18 protein-coding genes are annotated in these 18,473 nt (G+C 67.8%); 9 read left to right on the plus strand and 9 right to left on the minus strand.

The window, feature by feature from the left end; all coding sequences use genetic code 11:
* The first annotated feature begins 191 nt into the window (after positions 1 to 191).
* Entirely contained in the window at positions 192 to 1,331 is a 1,140-nt protein-coding gene (locus AC1REM_RS01950; protein ID WP_492513068.1) for an ROK family transcriptional regulator, read from the plus strand.
* A 4-nt stretch (positions 1,332 to 1,335) separates the two neighbouring features.
* On the opposite strand, the gene AC1REM_RS01955 is transcribed toward AC1REM_RS01950, so the two are convergent.
* The 5 genes from AC1REM_RS01955 to AC1REM_RS01975 all read right to left on the minus strand — a co-directional run bounded on the left by AC1REM_RS01955 (position 1,336) and on the right by AC1REM_RS01975 (position 7,136).
* Positions 1,336 to 2,331, minus strand: coding sequence for a LacI family DNA-binding transcriptional regulator (locus tag AC1REM_RS01955; RefSeq protein ID WP_492513069.1), 996 nt, complete (start codon positions 2,329 to 2,331; stop codon positions 1,336 to 1,338).
* Positions 2,332 to 2,358: 27 nt separating this feature from the next.
* Complete coding sequence (locus tag AC1REM_RS01960; protein WP_492513070.1) at positions 2,359 to 3,789, minus strand: glycoside hydrolase family 1 protein; 1,431 nt, start codon at positions 3,787 to 3,789, stop codon at positions 2,359 to 2,361.
* Between the two features lie 5 nt (positions 3,790 to 3,794).
* Positions 3,795 to 4,682: a carbohydrate ABC transporter permease gene (locus tag AC1REM_RS01965; protein ID WP_492513071.1), complete on the minus strand. Its 888-nt coding sequence runs from the start codon at positions 4,680 to 4,682 to the stop codon at positions 3,795 to 3,797.
* Positions 4,679 to 5,713, minus strand: coding sequence for a carbohydrate ABC transporter permease (locus AC1REM_RS01970; protein ID WP_492513072.1), 1,035 nt, complete (start codon positions 5,711 to 5,713; stop codon positions 4,679 to 4,681). The genes AC1REM_RS01965 and AC1REM_RS01970 overlap by 4 nt, the downstream gene beginning before the upstream one ends.
* A gap of 112 nt (positions 5,714 to 5,825) precedes the next feature.
* Positions 5,826 to 7,136 (minus strand): ABC transporter substrate-binding protein, encoded by a 1,311-nt coding sequence (locus AC1REM_RS01975; protein WP_492513073.1) that lies wholly within the window; start codon positions 7,134 to 7,136, stop codon positions 5,826 to 5,828.
* Between the two features lie 180 nt (positions 7,137 to 7,316).
* On the opposite strand from AC1REM_RS01975, the gene AC1REM_RS01980 reads away from it, so the two are divergent.
* The gene (locus tag AC1REM_RS01980) at positions 7,317 to 7,847 is read left to right on the plus strand and encodes an adenine phosphoribosyltransferase (RefSeq protein ID WP_204938359.1); all 531 of its coding nucleotides are present in this window, start codon (positions 7,317 to 7,319) and stop codon (positions 7,845 to 7,847) included.
* A 6-nt stretch (positions 7,848 to 7,853) separates the two neighbouring features.
* Here the strand turns inward: AC1REM_RS01980 and AC1REM_RS01985 are convergent, their stop codons facing one another.
* On the minus strand, positions 7,854 to 9,842 hold the full coding sequence (locus AC1REM_RS01985; protein WP_492514464.1) for a BCCT family transporter: 1,989 nt from the start codon (positions 9,840 to 9,842) through the stop codon (positions 7,854 to 7,856).
* A gap of 173 nt (positions 9,843 to 10,015) precedes the next feature.
* On the opposite strand from AC1REM_RS01985, the gene purS reads away from it, so the two are divergent.
* Complete coding sequence (gene purS / locus AC1REM_RS01990; RefSeq protein ID WP_492513074.1) at positions 10,016 to 10,264, plus strand: phosphoribosylformylglycinamidine synthase subunit PurS; 249 nt, start codon at positions 10,016 to 10,018, stop codon at positions 10,262 to 10,264.
* Complete coding sequence (gene purQ, locus AC1REM_RS01995; RefSeq protein WP_492513075.1) at positions 10,261 to 10,968, plus strand: phosphoribosylformylglycinamidine synthase subunit PurQ; 708 nt, start codon at positions 10,261 to 10,263, stop codon at positions 10,966 to 10,968. The genes purS and purQ overlap by 4 nt, the downstream gene beginning before the upstream one ends.
* 53 nt (positions 10,969 to 11,021) lie before the next feature.
* Here the strand turns inward: purQ and AC1REM_RS02000 are convergent, their stop codons facing one another.
* Positions 11,022 to 11,450 (minus strand): DUF1761 domain-containing protein, encoded by a 429-nt coding sequence (locus tag AC1REM_RS02000; RefSeq protein WP_492513076.1) that lies wholly within the window; start codon positions 11,448 to 11,450, stop codon positions 11,022 to 11,024.
* A gap of 116 nt (positions 11,451 to 11,566) precedes the next feature.
* On the opposite strand from AC1REM_RS02000, the gene AC1REM_RS02005 reads away from it, so the two are divergent.
* The 3 genes from AC1REM_RS02005 (at position 11,567) to AC1REM_RS02015 (ending at position 15,085) form a co-directional block, all read left to right on the plus strand.
* Positions 11,567 to 13,228, plus strand: coding sequence for a glycoside hydrolase family 13 protein (locus tag AC1REM_RS02005; RefSeq protein WP_492513077.1), 1,662 nt, complete (start codon positions 11,567 to 11,569; stop codon positions 13,226 to 13,228).
* A 50-nt stretch (positions 13,229 to 13,278) separates the two neighbouring features.
* A complete protein-coding gene (locus AC1REM_RS02010) occupies positions 13,279 to 14,295 on the plus strand; it encodes a LacI family DNA-binding transcriptional regulator (RefSeq protein ID WP_492513078.1) in 1,017 nt (338 codons plus the stop codon).
* A 106-nt stretch (positions 14,296 to 14,401) separates the two neighbouring features.
* Positions 14,402 to 15,085, plus strand: a complete 684-nt coding sequence (locus AC1REM_RS02015; RefSeq protein WP_492513079.1) for a DsbA family protein — start codon at positions 14,402 to 14,404, stop codon at positions 15,083 to 15,085.
* On the opposite strand, the gene AC1REM_RS02020 is transcribed toward AC1REM_RS02015, so the two are convergent.
* Complete coding sequence (locus tag AC1REM_RS02020) at positions 15,082 to 15,606, minus strand: flavin reductase family protein (protein ID WP_492513080.1); 525 nt, start codon at positions 15,604 to 15,606, stop codon at positions 15,082 to 15,084. The two genes, AC1REM_RS02015 and AC1REM_RS02020, sit on opposite strands and share 4 nt — an antisense overlap.
* Positions 15,607 to 15,724: 118 nt before the next feature.
* Complete coding sequence (locus AC1REM_RS02025; protein WP_492513081.1) at positions 15,725 to 16,450, minus strand: alpha/beta fold hydrolase; 726 nt, start codon at positions 16,448 to 16,450, stop codon at positions 15,725 to 15,727.
* A 73-nt stretch (positions 16,451 to 16,523) separates the two neighbouring features.
* Here AC1REM_RS02025 and AC1REM_RS02030 point away from each other — a divergent pair, with 73 nt between their 5' ends.
* Both AC1REM_RS02030 and AC1REM_RS02035 read left to right on the plus strand, forming a co-directional pair.
* Positions 16,524 to 17,222 (plus strand): helix-turn-helix transcriptional regulator, encoded by a 699-nt coding sequence (locus tag AC1REM_RS02030; protein WP_492513082.1) that lies wholly within the window; start codon positions 16,524 to 16,526, stop codon positions 17,220 to 17,222.
* Positions 17,223 to 17,255: 33 nt separating this feature from the next.
* On the plus strand, positions 17,256 to 18,470 hold the full coding sequence (locus tag AC1REM_RS02035) for an amidohydrolase (protein WP_492513083.1): 1,215 nt from the start codon (positions 17,256 to 17,258) through the stop codon (positions 18,468 to 18,470).
* Positions 18,471 to 18,473: the final 3 nt, after the last annotated feature.

Below are 18,473 nucleotides of genomic sequence, written 5' to 3' on the forward strand. Positions count from 1 at the left end.
GTGGGGTGTCGCCGTTGACATGCCTATTTGATTGCATTGCGAAATCAAAGTCAAGCCGGAATCGCCAAGAAGTGGGAAATTCCCCAGGGGGAGCGCTGCCGACGACGCTCCGGCGCCCTTATTGCAATCTCGGTGACGCGAATATGGAAGTATGGTCGAACCAGTCGATTTCGCCGCGCAGAGGGGGTTCCGTGGTCCACGACACACGTGAGATCAACCGCAACACGGTGCTCGCACACCTGCTGCGTCACAGACCCGTCACGCGCAAGCACCTCGCCGACCTCACCGGCATCTCGGCCGCCACCGTCACCCGTGCGATCGATCAGCTCATCGCCGACGGCCTCGTGTACGAGGTGTCCGAGCTCGTCTCCGAGCAGCGGGGGCGCCGAGCTGTCCTCCTCGACATCCACACCCCGCACAGTGAAGTCATCGGAGTCGACCTCGGAGCATCCAACACCCGGCTCGTGACCGCCGACCTCGGAGGGGCGATCCGCGCGCAGACCAGTCTGCCGACACCACAGGGCGCCGACGCACACGAACTCGCGCGGTGGGTCGCGAACGAGATCCGCAGCCTCGCCGGCACCGAGCATTCGTACCTTCGGTGCGCTTTCGTCGGCCTGCCCGGGGCCGTGAGCAGCGACGGCCACACGATCACCAACGCCCCCAACATGCCGCAGCTCGAGCGCTCCGAGTTCATCGACCTGCTCACACAGGAACTCGGCTTCCCCGTGCGCGGCGACAACGACGCGAACCTCGCCCTCCTCGGCGAGCAGCACTTCGGTGCCGCTCGTGGCATCCCCACCGCCGTCATGCTGACGATCGGCGCCGGTCTCGGTGCGGGCGTCGCCGTCGATGGGCGCATCCTGCGCGGCAAGCAGGGCGTGGTCGGCGAGTTCGGCCAGCTTCCTGCCGGCCCGCTCGGTACGCGCCTCGAGCTCATGGTGACAGGCCCCGGCCTCACGCGCCTCGCCGCCGAATCCGGGATCGCCATCACCTCCCCCGCCGAGATCTTCGCCACAGATGCCCCCCAGCCGCTGCGCTCCCTCCGGGCGCACTTCGATCAGGCGCTGCTCATCGTCCTGACCGCCGCGACCGTCTCCTGCGAGCCCGAGGTCATCGTGCTCGGCGGCGGCGTCTCCGCATCGCTCGTCGACGACCTGCCGCGCTACGAGACGATGCTCACGCACCATCTCGGGCTCGCCCCTCGGCTGGTGTTCTCCGCACTCGGCGAGTACGCCGGCGCACACGGGGCGGCCGTGGCCGCCCTGCACGAGCGCTACCTCACGCTGGGCGTGCACGAGTCAGAGCTCGCCACCCTCCCGGCCTCCTGAACGACTACGCCGACTCGCGCACGACGAGTTCGGTCGACAGGATCGTCGTCTGCGGCGGTGTGCCTCCAGCGAGGCGCGCGAGCAGCACGTTCGCCATCTCCTCGCCCTGGGCGTACATCGGCTGCCGCACAGTCGTGAGCAGTGGCGTCGTCGTCAGCGCGATGGGCGAATCATCGAAGCCGATGAGCGCCACATCTTCCGGCACGCGAATCCCCGCCGCGTTCAGCACACTGAGCGCACCGCGCGCCATCAGGTCGCTCGCCACGAAGACCGCGTCCGGGCGTCCGACGGCGAGGATCTGTCGCATCGCGGCGGCGCCGCTGGCCTCCGTGTAGTCGCCCTCTGCTTCAGCGAAGGCCACGAGTCCTGCGTCCGCCAGCGTTGCGTGGAAGCCCTGCGCACGATCCGCCGCCGCAAGCATCGTGCGCGGCCCGTTGATCACCGCGATGCGCGAATGACCCGCCCGGACGAGGTGTGCGGTGGCCGTGCGACCGCCCGCGACGTTGTCGATGTCGACCACGTAGTCGTTGTCACCCACCGCCGCAGGACGGCCGCCGAAGACCACGGGAACGGCATCGGCGATCTGATCGATGAAGGCGTCGCTCGTGTGGTGCGACACGATGAGCGCACCGTCGACGCCGCCGTTGCGGATGAAGCTCGTCATCTTGTTGCCGGGGTCATTGCTGGCGATGAGCAGGTTGAGCAGATAGTCGGATCCGCCCAGCGCCCCGGTGATCCCCGCCACGATCGCGGCGAAGAACGGGTCGCCGAAGAACGTGGTGGTGTCTTCGGGAACGATCAGCGCGATCGCGTGGGTCTGCCGCGAGGCCAGCGATCGCGCCGCGCGGTTGGGTACGTAGTTGAGGCGCTGGATCGCCGCGTTCACCGCGTCCAGTGCCTCCGGGCTCACAGCAGTCGAGCCGTTGACCACCCGCGACACCGTCGACCGCGAGACCCCCGCAGCGGAGGCCACTTCTTCGATCGTCGCCCGAGACGGCACAGCTCCCCCTTCGTGCACCGCCGGGTGCTACAACGAGCGGGCGGTGATGATGCGAGCGTACTCCCGACCGCTGTCTTTCACCGAACGCTCCTGGGTCTCATAGTCGACGCGCACGATGCCGAAGCGCTTCGCGTAGCCCCACGACCATTCGTAGTTGTCGAACAGCGACCAGTAGAAGAACGCACGGACATCCACGCCGGCATCGAGCGCGTCGAGCGTGGCGCCGAGGTGTCCACGGAGGAAGTCGGTGCGCTCGACATCATGCACGCGGGTCTGTCCGTCTTCGATCACGACCGTGTCGTCGTAGGCGGCACCGTTCTCGGTGACGGCGAGCGCGACCCCAGCCGGTTGGGCGTATTCGGTCCAGAGGCGCTGCAGCAGGCGGGTCAGCCCCTCGGGCTGCACCTCCCAGCCCTGTGCCGTGCGAGCCAGCCCGCGCTCGACATTGTGCACGCTGTCGGCCGCCGGGAAGGGGTTGCGCCCCGGCCAGTCGGTCGCGGGAGCGACGTGCACCGGCGGGACCTCCTGCGCCTCGCCCGAGACGAGGTCGCCGTGGTAATAGTTGACGCCCTGAGTGTCGATGGGCTGCGAGATGAGCGCGAGGTCGCCGTCGTGCACGGCCGCCTCGAAGGCGTCGACAGCCGCAGCATCCACCGCGCGGATGTCGTCCACGACGTCGGCGGGGTACTCGCCCCGATAGATCGGGTCGAGGAACCAGCGGTTGAACTGTCCGTCGAGGCGACGCGCCGCATCCACGTCCCCCGGGTTCTGCGGGTCGGCCGGATCGGCGACCGTGTGGTTGAGGGTGATGCCGAGGTCGAGGGATGCGTCGCGCCCGCGGAGCTCCCGGATGGCGGCGCCGTGTGCGAGCAGCAGGTGGTGTGAGGCAAGCAGACCTTCTGCGACGCTGTTGTGACCGGGAGCGTGCTCTCCGCCGATGTACGAGAGGAACGACGAGCACCAGGGTTCGTTGAGGGTCGTCCACACGTTCACGCGGTCGCCGAGCGCGTCGTGCATCGTGCCGGTGTACTCGACGAAGCGCTCGACGACATCGCGGTTCGTCCATCCGCCCTGCTCCTGCAGCGCCTGCGGCAGGTCCCAGTGGTAGAGAGTGAGCCACGGAAGGATGTCGGCCGCGAGCAGTTCATCGACGAGGCGCTTGTAGAAGTCGACGCCCTTCTGATTCACCGCGCCGCCGTCGGGGCGCACGCGCGCCCACGACGTCGAAAAACGGTACGTCTGCAGGCCGAGCTGCTTCATGAGCGCCACGTCCTGCGGGTACCGGTGGTAGTGATCGCAGGCGATGTCGCCGTTGTCGGCGTTCTCGACAGCTCCGGGCATTCGCGCGAAGGCATCCCAGATCGATGCCGTGCGTCCGTCCTCGAAGGCCGCGCCCTCGATCTGGTACGCCGCGGTCGCGGCTCCGAAGAGAAAACCATCCGGGAAGGAACGTGTCATGCGAGTCATCCTTTCACTGCGCCTTGCATGATGCCACTGACCAGCTGCCTGCCTGCCACTGCGAAGAGGATAAGCAGCGGAAGTGTGGCGAGCACCGCTCCCGTGAGCACGATCGAGTAGTCGATGTAGTAGCCGGACTGCAGCTGGCTGAGCGCCGTCTGCAGAGTGGGGTTCTGGGGAGAGAGCACGATCAGCGGCCACAGGTAGTCGGTCCACGCCGTCATGAACGTGAACAGTCCGAGGATCGCCATGGCCGGCCGTGCGGCGGGAACGCCGACAGTGAGGAAGGTGCGGAACTGGTTCGCACCGTCCATCCGCGCGGCTTCGATCAGTTCGTCGGGGATGACGTCGACGAGGTACTGCCGCATGAAGAACACGCCGAACGCCGTCACAAGGGTCGGCACGATCACCGCCCCGATCGAGCCGGTCCAGCCGAGCTCGCGCATCACCATGAACAGGGGGATGATTCCGAGCTGCGTGGGGATGGCCATGGTCGCGATCACGAAGATCATCAGCCCGTCGCGTCCTCGGAAGCGGAGTTTGGCGAAGGCGTAGCCGGCGAGAGTCGAGAAGGTCACGACCGAGATCGTGATGATCGCGGAGATCAGGAACGAGTTGCCCAGCGCCAGCCAGAAGGGGATCGCGTCGAGCACGGTGGCGGCGTTCGCGAGGAAGTTTCCCCCTGGGATGAGCGGCAGGGTCTCGCCGCGTGTGGCGTTGGTGCCGCTGGCGACGACCACTGACCACCACAGCGGATAGACACTGCCGATGAGGAACGCGGCGAGGAGCCCGTAGGTGAGGAAGCCCGGGCGGCTGCCGATGCCGGCCGTTCCTCCTGAGCCGCCACGACGACGGACCTTCGCGGGCACGCTGAGAAGCTCGGTGGCGGTCATCGGCCCTCCTCCTTTGCAGCGGATCGGATGCGGCGGCGGGCCGCCCGGTTCTTCGGGGCGTCTCCGGTGGAGATCCGCCGTGAGAGCAGGAAGTTGATCACGCCGATCCCGACGATGAGCACGAAGAGCAGGATGGCGACGGCGGATGCTTCGCCGAGGTCTCTGCGGAAGAAGGCGAGCTCCCAGAGGAACAGCACCGTGGTCTGGAACTGGCGATCGCTGCCGCCGATGCCGCCCGCCGTGGATGCGTCGAACAGCTTCGGTTCGGCGAAGATCTGCAGCCCGCCGATCGTCGCGGTGATGATGACGAAGATGAGGGTGGGACGGATCGTGGGAATCGTGATCGAGAAGAAACGGCGCACGGGGCCCGCCCCGTCAAGCGCGGCCGACTCGTAGAGGTCGCGCGGCACCGCCTGCATGGCGGCGAGCAGGATGAGGGCGTTGTATCCCGTCCAACGGAAGTTGACCATGACGGCGATCGCCACGTGCGACAGGAAGGTGTTGTGCTTCCATTCCTGGTCGGCGATACCGATCAGATTCAGCAGGTTGTTGGCGAGGCCGTCGGCCTCGTTGAAGATGCTGGAGAAGATGAGAGCCACCGCAACCGGTGTGACGACGAACGGGATCAGCACGCTCATCCGCCAGAAGGTCGGCGCGCGCAGGCCGCGGTCGAGCAGGTACGCGACGACGAGAGCGACCGTCAGCTGCGGGATGGCAGAGAGCACGAAGATGCTGAGCGTGTTCCCGATCGAGTTCCAGAACATGTGATCGCCGAGGATCTCGACGAAGTTTCCGAGGCCCACGAACCCGCCTTCGCCCTTGAGCAGGTCCCACTCGTGCATCGCGACGTAGACCGTGTACACGAGGGGGAACAGGCCGACCAGGCCGAACAGGAGGAAGAACGGGGCGATGTAGAAGTACGGCGATGCGCTGTGGTCGAACCGCGAGAGGCGGTGACGACGACGGCGCGGAGCGGGTGCCGTGGGCGACGGGGCCGCAGGGGCGGATGCGCGGGGCGCGGTGAGCGTCATGGTGTGTCCTTGCAAGCGAGAGGGCGTTTCGCCTCGCCCGCGCTCACGCGCCGACCGGAGGCCGGCGCGTGAGCCCAGAGCGGGGCCGAGCGAGGCGAAACGCTCCGGCGGGTCAGCCGACGAGGTCCTTCAACAGGGTGAGGGCCTGGTCCCAGGCGCCCTGGGTGTTCGTCTCGCCGCGGTCGAGTGCGTTGAGGGCGGGGCCGAAGACGTTCTCCTGGATCACGGAGTCATCCGCGCCCTTGAACTGCGCGACGACACCCTTGGCTCGCTCGGCGAGGATGGCACCCGTGGGCGCGTCGTTGAAGAAGGCGTTCGGCGTCGCGTCCGCGGCGAGGGTCTCCTGCGCCTTGATGGTCGAGGGGAAGTTGCCGGCCGCGGCGGACTGCTTCACCTGCTGCTCGGGCTGCGTCAGCCAGTCGGCGAGCTTCGCGGCAGCCTCCTTGTTCTTCGAGGTCTCCGGGATGGAGAGGAACGCGCCGCCCCAGTTGGCTGCGCCACCGGGGAACACGTCAGCGAAGTCCCAGCCCGTCGATGCATCGCCGCCGCCGGCTTCCACCTGACCCTGCACGACGCCGAGCATCCACCCGGGGCAGACGAACGTCGCGAACGTGCCGTCGACGAACGACTTGCCGCCGTTCCAGTCCCAGGCCGCCTGCGCAGCGGACTGACCGCCCTCGGCGGCTGCGCCCAGCAGCTCGAAGCGCTTCTTGAGTTCGGCGTTGCCTTCGACGTTGAGCTCGCCGTCGGCGGTGTAGTACCCCTCGTCGAGCTGGTTGACCATGGCGTTCCAGACGAAGCCGGAGTGGTCGTACCAGGCCTTGCCGGTCTTGGCGGTGTAGTCGGCGCCGACGGCGAAGAAGTTCTCCCAGTCGCCGTTGAGAAGCTCGGCGACAGAGTCGCGATCCTTCGCGAGACCGGCGGCTTCGAACGCGGCACCGTTGTAGCAGATGCCCGCAGGCCCGATGTCGGTGCCGTAGCCGATGACGCGGCCTTCGGCATCCGTCGCCTGACCGTACTTCCAGTCGACCCAGTCGCCCTTGCGGTCTTCGATGCCGTAGTCGCGCAGGTCGGCGAAGGTGTCAGAGACGTCCATGATGGCGCCGAGCCATCCCTCTTCGATCGCGACGACATCGCTGAGGCCGGAGCCTGCGGCGATCTTCGTGAAGGCATCGGTGCGTGCGTTGCCGCCGGTGTCGATGTTGGTCGCCTCGATCGTGACGTTGGGGTTGAGCTTCTCGTACTCCTTGTAGAGGTCGTCGTAGCCGAAGGTGCCGAAGGTGGTCACGGTGAGTGTGACCTTCTCGTCGCCGGCGGCGGCGTCGTCGCCGGGCGCTGCGGGAGAGCAGCCGGCGATGGCGAGGGTGGAGACGGATGCGACGGCGGCGACAGCCAGGATCCGTCGGCGTGCAGGTGCGTTCACGGGATCACTCCTTTGTGTGGTGAATGGTGCGGGGTGTGGTGCTCGGGTCGTGCGCAGCGTCGTGGGAGCGCTCCCACGACGTGAGACCCCACTGTATGGGAGCGCTCCCACGATGTCAAGGCGTCAGGGACGACCTCACCGCAGGAAGAGCCCTCACCTCACCCGGCGTACCCTTAGGAGGTGCCCGAAGCCCCACTCAGCCCTGCCCTCACCCGCGCCGCGTCTCTGATCCGCGAGATCCCCGACTACCCCGAACCCGGGATCCTGTTCCGCGACATCACGCCGCTCCTCGCCGACGCTGAGGCTCTTCGCGTCACGACCGAGGCCCTGATGGAACCCTTCCTCGGAACCTTCGACGTCGTCGCCGGCATCGAGGCACGCGGCTTCATCCTCGCCGGTGCCGCCGCGATCTCCGCGGGCGTCGGCCTCGTGCCGATCCGCAAGGCCGGCAAGCTTCCGCGACCCGCCGCATCCGTCGACTACGCCCTCGAATACGGCACCGCGACCATCGAGATGCACGACGATCTGCCCCGCGGCACGCGGATGCTGCTGATCGACGACGTGCTCGCGACCGGCGGCACGCTCGCCGCCGGACGCCACCTCGTCGAGACCCTCGGTCACACCGTGGCCGGCGTCAGCGTGCTGTTCGAGATCGAGGGCCTCGGCGGGCGCGAGATCGTGGGCGACCTGCACACGGTCTTCCACTCCTGACGGACGCTACTCGGCGGAGGGCTTCTTCTTCCGCTCCTCGCCCACGGTGAGCGACGCCTCCCCCGATGCCGAGTGATCCGGACGCTCCGGCCCCTTGGGCTGGATGCGCCCGGGCTCGAGCGTGCGGTCGACATCGTCCGCGGTGATGACATCGATCTGTCCGGTAACGGCCTCGACGTACCACTCGGTGAGCGCGGGATCCTCGGTGTCGAGGAACGCCCCGGCACCTTCGCCCTCCTTGGTCGCCTGCGCCTCGAACACGAAGTCGTCGCCGTGCTCCTCGATGCCGCGGCGCACACCCTGCGCGATGGCCGCGCGCGCGAACTTCTGCCGCAGCACGTAGGGGTCGGTGCGCAGATCCTGCACCCACGCGAACATCATCCCGATGAGCACGAACGCGAACGGCAGCGCCGAGACGACCATGAGCGACTGCAGCCCGGACAGCGCATCCTGACCGCCCGCGAGCAGGAGCGAGACGGCGATCAGACCGAGCATCACACCCCACACGATCGTCACCCACGTGGCGGGTTCGGGGCGTCCGCGCTGACTCATCGAGGCCATCACGATCGAGGCGGAATCCGCGGATGTCACGAAGAAGATGACGATCGCCACCAGGGCGACGATCGAGGTGATGACCCCGAACGGCAGGTTGCCGAGCATGGTGAACAGCATCGCCTCGGGCGAGCCGGAATCGCTGATCCCCAGCCCCTCCGACTCCATCCACATCGACGTGCCGCCGAAGATCGCGAACCACGTGAAGCACACGGCCGACGGAACGATGATGACGACCGTGACGAACTCGCGCAGCGTGCGGCCGCGGGAGATCTTCGCGATGAACATGCCCACGAACGGCGACCACGACACCCACCACGCCCAGTAGTAGGTCGTCCAGGCCTGCATGAACTCCGCGGTCTCCTCGCCATGGATCGGGTTGCGTACGAGCATCGTGCCGAGTTCGTTGAAGAAGTCGATGGCGGCGGCCGGCAGGAAGTTCAGCAGCAGCATCGTGGGTCCGGCGACGAACACGAAGAGCGCAAGAACACCGGCGAGCACCATGTTGATGTTGGAAAGCAAGCGGATGCCGCGCTTGAGCCCCGACACGGCGGAGAGCACGAAGAGGGCCGTCAGAATCGACATCGTCGCGATGAGGAAGACGTTGCCGACTTCGCCGATGCCCGTGACGACCTCGACGCCGCGGCCGATCTGCAGTGCCCCGATCCCGAGGGAGATCGCGGTGCCGAACAGGGTGACGACGATCGCGAAGACGTCGATGACCCAGCCGATCGGTCCGTTCGTGCGTTCGCCGAAGATGGGCGTGAAGATCGCCGAGATCAGCGGTGCACGCCCGCGACGGTACGCGGAGTAGGCGATCGCCCCTCCGACGAGCGCGTAGAACGCCCAGGCGATGGGCCCCCAGTGCAGGGTGGTCTGCGCGAGCGCCGAGTGCATGGCGTCGGCGCTGCCCGGCGCATCGTCGAAGCCGTGCGGCGGGTTGAGGAAGTACGTGAGCGGCTCGAACGGTCCGTAGAAGAGCAGCCCGATGCCGATGCCGGCGGAGAACAGCATCGCCACCCAGGAGACTGTGGAGAACTCTGGTTCCTCGTCGTCGGCTCCCAGGCGGATTCCACCCGTACGGCCGTAGCCGATGATGAGCATGAACACGATGACGACGACCGCGAGAGCACCGAAGAGCCATCCGAAGTACTCGGTGGTCCATGAGAGAGATGCCGCCCCGACGGTGGAGACGCCGTCGGGATCGATGAACGCCCACACGATCACGCCGAGAGCCAGCGCGGCGGCGATCGCGAAGACGCCCCAGTTCATCGGGAAGATCTTGCCGGTGCGCTCCACACCGATGCCGGGGATGAGCGCAGGATGCACGAGTCCGGGCTTGGTGACCTCTTCGAGAAGCCGTTTCGCTGCGGTGCTGCGGCGCGACTTCGTCGTCGCTGTGGAGGCGGTTTCGGCTGGTTTCGGCTCAATCGGGCTGGTCATCGTCATCTCGCGTTTCGTAACGCCGTCGGATGCTTCAGCGACCCGGCGGTCCTTTCCACGGTAGTCAGGTGCACATCGCTGCGCGATTCCGTGGTGCGACGCATGCCCCGGGCGTGCCTCCCGCAGGCGGTAGACTGAACATACTCTTCCGCCCGCGACTTCCGGAGCCGTTCATGCCCAAAATCGTCGTTGACGTCATGCCCAAGCCCGAGCTCCTTGACCCGCAGGGCAAGGCCGTGACCGGAGCCTTCGGCCGCCTCGGCGTCACCTCCTTCAGCGAGGTGCGCATCGGCAAGCGCTTCGAGCTCACCGTCGAGGGCGAGGTCACCGACGAGCTTCTGGCCGAGGTCAAGAAGCTCGCGGACGATGTCCTGTCGAACTCGGTCATCGAAGATGTCGTGGGCATCGAGGTCGCACAGTGACCACCCGCATCGGGGTCATCACCTTCCCCGGCTCGCTGGATGACCGCGACGCGCAGCGCGCGATCCAGCTCGCGGGCGCCGAGCCCGTCGCGCTCTGGCACGGTTCGCACGACCTCGAGGGTGTCGACGCTCTGGTTCTCCCGGGCGGCTTCAGCTACGGCGACTACCTGCGCTCGGGTGCGATCGCCGCACTGTCGCCGATCATGACCGAGGTGAAGGAGGCTGCCTCCAAGGGCATGCCCATCCTCGGCATCTGCAACGGCTTCCAGATGCTCGTCGAGGCGCACCTGCTGCCCGGCGGCCTCATCCGCAACCACCACCAGCACTTCGTGCGCCGCGACCAGCGCCTGATCGTCGAGAACACGACGTCGGCCTGGACGAGCGAGTTCACGCAGGGTCAAGAGATCGTCATCCCTCTGAAGAACGCAGAGGGCGGCTACATCGCCGACACCGAGACGCTCGACCGCATCGAGGGCGAGGGCCTTGTCGCCTTCCGCTACGCGGGCGTGAACCCCAACGGTTCGCTGCGTGACATCGCCGGTCTCACGAACCCGGCGGGCAACGTCGTCGGCCTCATGCCACACCCCGAGCACGCCACCGAGCCGGGCTTCGGCCCCGACACCACGGCCGCCATGCGCTCGGGCGTCGACGGCCTGGCGTTCTTCACGAGCGCGATCGCCGCGGTCGCGCGCGTCGCCGCGTAGAACAGACAGACAGAGAGGGGCGGATGCTACGCAGCATCCGCCCCTCTCTTCGTCTAGCCGAGCGCCGGAGGCCAGACGCCGATGAGGACGGCCATCACGACGACCGTGACGAGCTCGTGCGCGATGTTCATGACCGTCAGCGACGTGGGGCGCCCTTCGAAGGCGTCGTGCGTGATGAAGCGGGCGGCGGTGAAGCCGGCCCACAGCACGATCGAGGTGACGAGCGCAGAGATCAGGAACGACCCTCCGTAGAAGTGCCAGGAGATCGCGGTCGCTCCTGCGAGCACCCACGCCGTCACGAAGCTCACGATGACCGTGGTGATGATCGCCATCGTGGCGCTGGCCGCGGGCTTGTCCATGTCGACGTTCGCGAGCTTCGACCAGCGTGTGCCGAAGACGCGCGGGGTGTACCAGATCGATCCGACGACCATGCTCGACGCCGTCGCCAGCAGTACCGCCCAGTAGTTGATCTCGGGAATCATGGCTCCTCCTCACGGCGCGGCCGGCCTGGTCGTCGCTCTGAGGCTGAGCGTAGACCTTCGGGTGGTTCGAATGCCGCCTCTGGTCAGAATGCAAGCGCTTGCAGTAGCCTGTTGGCATGACAGAGCTTGAGCAGTTCGCAGCGCCCGGTTCCGAGTGGTGGCGCAGTGCCGTCATCTACCAGATCTATCCCCGTTCCTTCGCGGACGCTTCCGGTGACGGCATCGGCGACCTGCCTGGCATCACGAGCCGCCTCGACGACCTGAAGACGCTCGGCATCGATGCGATCTGGCTCAGCCCGTTCATGACCAGCCCCCAGAAGGACGCCGGCTACGACGTCGCCGACTACCGCGACGTCGATCCGATCTTCGGCACCCTCGCCGACTTCGACGAGATGCTCGCGCAGGCGCACGCCCGAGGCATCCGCGTCATCGTCGACCTCGTCCCCAACCACTCCTCCGACCAGCACGAGTGGTTCCAGCAGGCCCTCGCCGCCGGCCCCGGCAGCCCCGAGCGCGCGCGCTACATCTTCCGCGATGGCAAGGGAGAGAACGGCGAGCTGCCGCCGAACAACTGGCAGTCCGTCTTCGGCGGCGGCATGTGGGAGCGTGTGACCGAGGCCGACGGCACTCCGGGCCAGTGGTACCTGCACATCTTCGACGCGACACAGCCCGACTTCGACTGGACCAACCCCGAGGTGCAGGAGGAGTTCCGCTCCATCCTGCGCTTCTGGCTCGACCGGGGTGTCGACGGCTTCCGCGTCGACGTCGCCCACGGCATGGTCAAGGCAGACGGCCTGCACGACTATCACGCGCCCACCGACGCCGACTCGATGGGCGGCGGCGAGCAGAACGTGCCGTACTGGGGCCAGGACGGTGTGCATGACATCTACCGCGACTGGCACACCGTGCTCGCGGAGTACGACGGCGACCGCGCGCTCTGTGGCGAGGCCTGGATGCCGACCCTCAAGCAGACCGCGCTCTGGGTGCGCCCCGACGAGATGCACCAGACGTTCAACTTCCCGTACCTGATGACCCCGTGGGATGCCACGCAGCTGCGCGAGGTCATCCGCGAGTCGCTCGACGAGTTCGGTGCGGTCGGCGCCCCCAGCACCTGGGTGCTGTCGAACCATGACGTCGTGCGCCACTTCTCGCGCCTCGCACTCACCGCCGACAACCCGCAGGGCGAGGGCATCGGACCGCTCTCGAAGGGCAAGCCCGACACGGCGGTCGGCCAGGCGCGCGGACGCGCAGCATCCACGGTGATGCTCGCACTGCCCGGCTCGACCTACCTGTACCAGGGCGAGGAGCTCGGCCTCCCCGAAGCGATGGAGCTGCCCGACGACGTGCGTCAGGACCCGACCTGGTTCCGCACGAACGGCGAGCGCTACGGACGCGACGGATGCCGGGTACCGCTTCCCTGGGAAGCGGATGCTCCTGCCTTCGGCTTCAACGAATCCGGAGCATCCTGGCTCCCGCAGCCCGCGGAATGGGCGACCTACGCGCGCGATGTCGAGCGGGCCGACCCGGACTCGACCCTCGCGCTGTACACACAGCTGCTGCACCTGCGTCGCGAGCACAACCTCGGCACCGGATCGCTCGTCTGGGAGGACCTAGGCGCTGATGCGGTGGCGTTCCGCCGTGGCGGGCTGCACGTCGCCGCCAACCTCGGCTCGGAGCCTGTGGAGCTCGGCGAGGGCGTGACGTTCCTCGTGCAGAGCCAGCCGTTCGAGGGCACGGCGCTGCCCGTCGACACGGCCGCCTGGTACGTGAAGGCATAGTCTGAGCAGAGGCGTACGAGACGGTCGAGCGCCGGGAAAGGGACACCGCATTGGTCAGCATCGATGAGGTGGCACGACTTGCCGGCGTCTCGACCGCCACGGTCTCGCGGGCGCTCAGCGGCCGCGGCACGGTCTCCGAGAAGACCCGCCGACGGGTGCAGGAGGCCACCGAAGCCCTCGGCTACGTGGTGTCGTCGCGTGCGTCGAGCCTGGCATCCGGTCGCACCCGCAACGTCGGGGTCGTCGTGCCGTTCCTCGACCGGTGGTTCTTCAGCACCGTACTGTCGGGGGTGTCGAGCGCGCTCATGCGTCGCGGCTACGACATCACCCTGTACAACATCACCGCGGATGCGGCGGTGCGCCGCGAGGTGTTCGCGGACTTCCTGCGGAGACAGCGCGTCGACGGCGTCATCGCCGTGTCGATCGAGCTCGACGAGGCCGAGACCGGTCAACTGCTGCAGCTGGGGCTGCCGGTCATCGCGATCGGCGGGCCCAACCCGCGGCTCGACACCCTCACGGTCGATGACCACGCGGTCGCACAGCTGGCGACGGAGCATCTGCTCGCGCTCGGCCACCGTGACATCGCGCACATCGGAGCGAGCCCGGAGTTCGACATGGACTTCCACATCCCCACGCAGCGCCGGGCAGGTTTCGAGAAGGTGCTCGCCGATGCCGGGATCACGCCGAACCCGCTGTACCTCGAACCCGCCGACTTCACGGTCGAGGGCGGATATCGCGCCGCGAAGCAGCTGCTGGGCCGGCCCGGCCCTCGCCCGACGGCGATCTTCGCCGCGTCCGACGAGATGGCGATCGGGGCGATCCTCGCCGCACGTGACCTCGGATACCGTGTGCCCGACGATCTGTCGGTGATCGGCATCGACGGACACGAACTCGGCGACTTCTTCCAGCTCACGACCGTCGATCAGTTCCCCCTCGGACAGGGCGAACGCGCGGCAGAGGCACTGCTCGCCCGGCTCGATGACGCGGCGGCAACGCAGCTCGACCACGCCGATCTGCCGTTCGAGCTCGTCGTGCGCGGCACGACCGCCCGGCCGACCCTCCCCTGATCGACGGACGCTGCGCGGAAACTTCCCACGCCACCCATAGCCTTCCTCTCCACAATGACGAGCGTGCGCACCCGGCGCAGGGTGCGGCAAGAGGAGAGCGGATCACATGGCGACCACGCAGAGCAGCAACCGTTTCGCACTGATCATCTCGGCGATCGTGGTCGTCGCGCTTCTCGCGGTGGGCGGCGTCGTCGTCTTCCTGAACAACCAGGCCACGGCGCCCGGCGCGGTGCCGCAGAGCGACACCATCGACACGGAGACAGGCGCGATCACGTTCGGTTCCGGCGATGAGATCATCGACACCTATCTCGACTTCATGTGCCCGGGATGCCTCGCGTTCGAGTCCCGCTACGGTCAGGCGCTGCAGGATGCAGCGTCCGCCGACACCATCACGCTCAACGTGCACCCCGTCGCGATCCTGAATCGCGCATCACAGGGCACCGAATACTCGACCAGGTCCGCAAGCGCGATGTACTGCGTGGCGGTCGAAGAGCCCGCGAGTGCGCTCGACTTCCTCAATCTGGTGTTCGCGAATCAGCCCCAGGAGGCCTCGCCGGGGTTGAGCGATGAGCAACTCGTCGCGATCGCCGAGAAGGTCGGCGCGGGGGCAGCATCCGGATGCATCACGCAGCACACCTACGCGGACTATGCCGACGAGCAGACGACGAGGATCCCCGCGAATGCGGCAGGCCAAGTCGGCACCCCGACGGTCCTGCGCGACGGCGAGTACATCGACAGCCCGAACAGCAACGCCGACTTCGCCGCGTTCGTCGCCGGCCTGGCCGACTAGGCCGTCGCGACCGAATGGAAGGCACGGTCGAGGTAGACGACCGGCTCGCCGCGGGTGCCCTCGATCACTTCGAGAACCTGAGCGATCACGACCACCGATGAGCCCACCGTGACGGTGTGCAGGGTCTGACAGCGCAGCGCGACGCGCGCCGCCGGAAGGTAGGGCTCGCCGGTCTCGCGCATCGTCCAGCCCTGCGCCTCGGTGAAGCGCTCTGCGCCGCTGACGGCGAAGTTCTGCGCGAGCTCCGCGTGCTCACCGTCGATCAGGTGCACGATGAAGCTGTCTGCGTCGAGGATCGCGCCTGCGCTTCCCGTTGCCCTGGTCACCGAGAACATGATCGCGGCGGGGTCGATCGCAACGGAGGACACGCTCGACGCCGTCAGCCCGGAGGGGCCGCGATCGGTCGTGGCCGTGATGATCGCCACACCCGCCGGGTGGAAGCGGAACGCCGCCTTGAGACCCTCTCCGACCGCATCACTCGGCACGGGAGGCGCAGGAGGAGTGGCGTTGGTCGCGGTCATCGGTGGGCTCCGGATCTCTGGCGGGCGGGTGCTTCTAGCCTCTCACCTCCCGGAGGCGCCGGCTCCGGATGCCGCGAAGCGGCGGCGCGGGATTCGCCCGCGCCGCCGCGCGTTCAACTCACGCCCGCCCGCCCAGTGAGATGACCGCGGCGAGCTCACGCGGTCGACTCCACATGGGCCAGTGCCCGGTGGGGAGATCGACGATCTCGACGTCGGTGAGGCTGCCGACCTCGACGAACATCGGATGGCCGGCCTCGACGAGCGCCTTCACCTGCTCTCCCGAGATCGAGCAGCAGACCAGGGCCGTCGGAACGCGGCGGCGCTCATCGTTCACGAGCTCGACGGGCTGACGGAGCACGGGGGCTGGCTGTGGAACAGCCCGCGCACGGAAGCACTCAAGGACGTCTGCACTCAGGCCCTCGAGGCTCGCCTGCTGCCCGAGGACGTCGAACGCCGGCAACGGAAGCTCTCTCGCGTCATCCGGAAAGTCGGGGGCGAAGGCGCTGCCCGCCGCCACAGGCCCCGAATCGACCCAGATCACGCGGGAGACGAGTTCGGGGCGCTGATCGAGCATCAGGCTGACCGGCGCGTTCGCACCACTGTGTGCCACAAGGATCACCGGCGCGCCGCCGCACTGCGCGACAGCCTCTCGGATCGCAGCCACCTGGTCCTCGAGAGTCCTCTCTGCACGATCGGGGTCGTGGGGGTCGAGGCCGGGCAGGGTCATCGCGACGGCACGAACGTCATCGGCTGCAAGGTGGTCCACGACGTCATCCCAGGCCCAGGCACCCAGCCAATGGCCTGCGATGAGAAAGATGGTCGGGGTGCTCGTCGTCGTTGTCATACGTCGAGCCTCCCAGCGCGGACGGACAAGGGCATGGCACTATTTATGTCATGAATTTTGGAATGCGCAGACGATGAGGCGAGCCGAACGCCTGCACGCCCTCTCTGAGATGCTGCGTCGGAGCGGCAGTCGCGGCGTCTCTGCCGAGCGCCTGTCGCGAGAGTTCGAAGTGTCCGTGCGCACGATCAAGCGTGACCTCGACGCGCTGGAGAGCAGCGGCGCACCGATCTGGTCACGTCCGGGCCCTGGGGGCGGATACGGCCTCGCCGAAGGCGCATCCCTCCCTCCCGTCAACCTGTCTCCGGCACAGGCCGTCGCGCTCATGGCGGCGGTGTCTGCCGCGCCCGATGCTCCCTATGCAGACCTGGCCACGGCCGGCATCCGGAAGATCATCGACGTGCTCGATCCCAGGACCCGGTCCCAGGCCAACGACCTCGCCCACCGCGTGTGGGTGAACACTCCGCCCGCGTCACCGCGCACCGTGAGGTCAGCACTCGAGCAGGCGATGGCCGAGCAACGTGTCGTTCGGATCCGGTACACCGCACAAGACGGCGCGGCAACCACTCGCGACGTCGAACCGGTGCTCTTCGCCTCCACGAACGGCCGGTGGTACCTGGTCGGATGGTGCCGCCTGCGTGATGCGATGCGCTGGTTCGCCGTGCAACGCATCGATCACGCCCGTGTCACAAAGGTCGCCTGCACCGGCCACACGGTTCACGAGGTCGGGGAGCCTCCCGTGAATGCCAGACCGGTGCACGGCCTGGACCGGTGACCCGTTCTCGCTCACCACGGCTAGGCTCAGGCCATGACGATCGACCTTGAGGCCCTGTACATCGATCTGCACCGCAACCCGGAGCTGTCATTCCAAGAGACGCGCACCGCGTCGATCGCGGCGGGGCACCTGCGCGACCTCGGCCTCGACGTCATCGAGGGGCTCGGCACGACCGGCGTCGCGGCTGTCCTGCGCAACGGGGATGGGCCCGTGGTCTGGCTACGCGCCGACATGGATGCGCTGCCGGTCGAGGAGCAGACCGGTCTCGCGTACGCCAGCACCGCGAAGGGCGTCGATCCCGCGGGCAACACCGTTCCGGTCATGCATGCCTGCGGTCACGACATGCACGTGACCGCGATGGTCGGCGCTGTCGAGAAGCTCGTCGCCGAGCGCGCGGAGTGGGCGGGCACGATCGTCGTGCTGATCCAGCCTGCGGAAGAGTACGGCGCAGGCGCCCGCGCGATGCTGGACGACGGACTGCTCGAGCGGGTTCCGCGCCCCGATGTCGTGCTGGGCCAGCACGTCACGCCCCTGCCGGCCGGCATCATCGGCGTGCGCCCCGGCACCCAGATGGCCGCGTCGGACGGACTCACCGTCACGCTGCACGGCCGCGGCGGACACGGTTCGCGTCCGCACGCCACGATCGACCCCGTGGTCATGGCGGCTGCGACCGTCATGCGCCTGCAGACCGTCGTCTCGCGAGAGACCGACCCGCGCGACGTCGCCGTCGTCACCGTGGGGTCGATCCACGCCGGCCTCAAGAACAACATCATCCCCGCGGAAGCGACTCTCGAACTGAGCCTGCGCTATCCCACGGACGAGCTGCGGACGATCACTCTCGAGAAGGTCGAGCGGATCGTGCGCGCCGAGGCGATGGCATCCGGCGCCGAGCAGGAGCCCACAATCCGCACCGACCACACACTCCCCGCGACGATCAACGACGACGAGGCCACCGCGCGCGCCGTCGGCGCGTTCCGGCGCACGTTCGGCGACGCCTCGGTCATCGACCCCGGCCTGTTCACCGGCAGCGAGGACGTCTCGTGGTTCGCACGCGACGCAGGAGTGCCCCTGGTGTTCTGGTTCTGGGGCGGCGCTGACCCGGAGCGCTTCGCCGCCGCCGAGGCCGCAGGCACGATAAACAGCGACATCCCCACGAACCACTCGCCGTTCTTCGCTCCCGAGATCCACCCGACCATCGAGGTCGGCGTGAGCGCGCTGCGCGCCGCAGCGCGCGAGTTCCTCGCCTGAGGC

Source organism: Microbacterium sp. GW823-FHT02G05 (genome assembly GCF_058797175.1).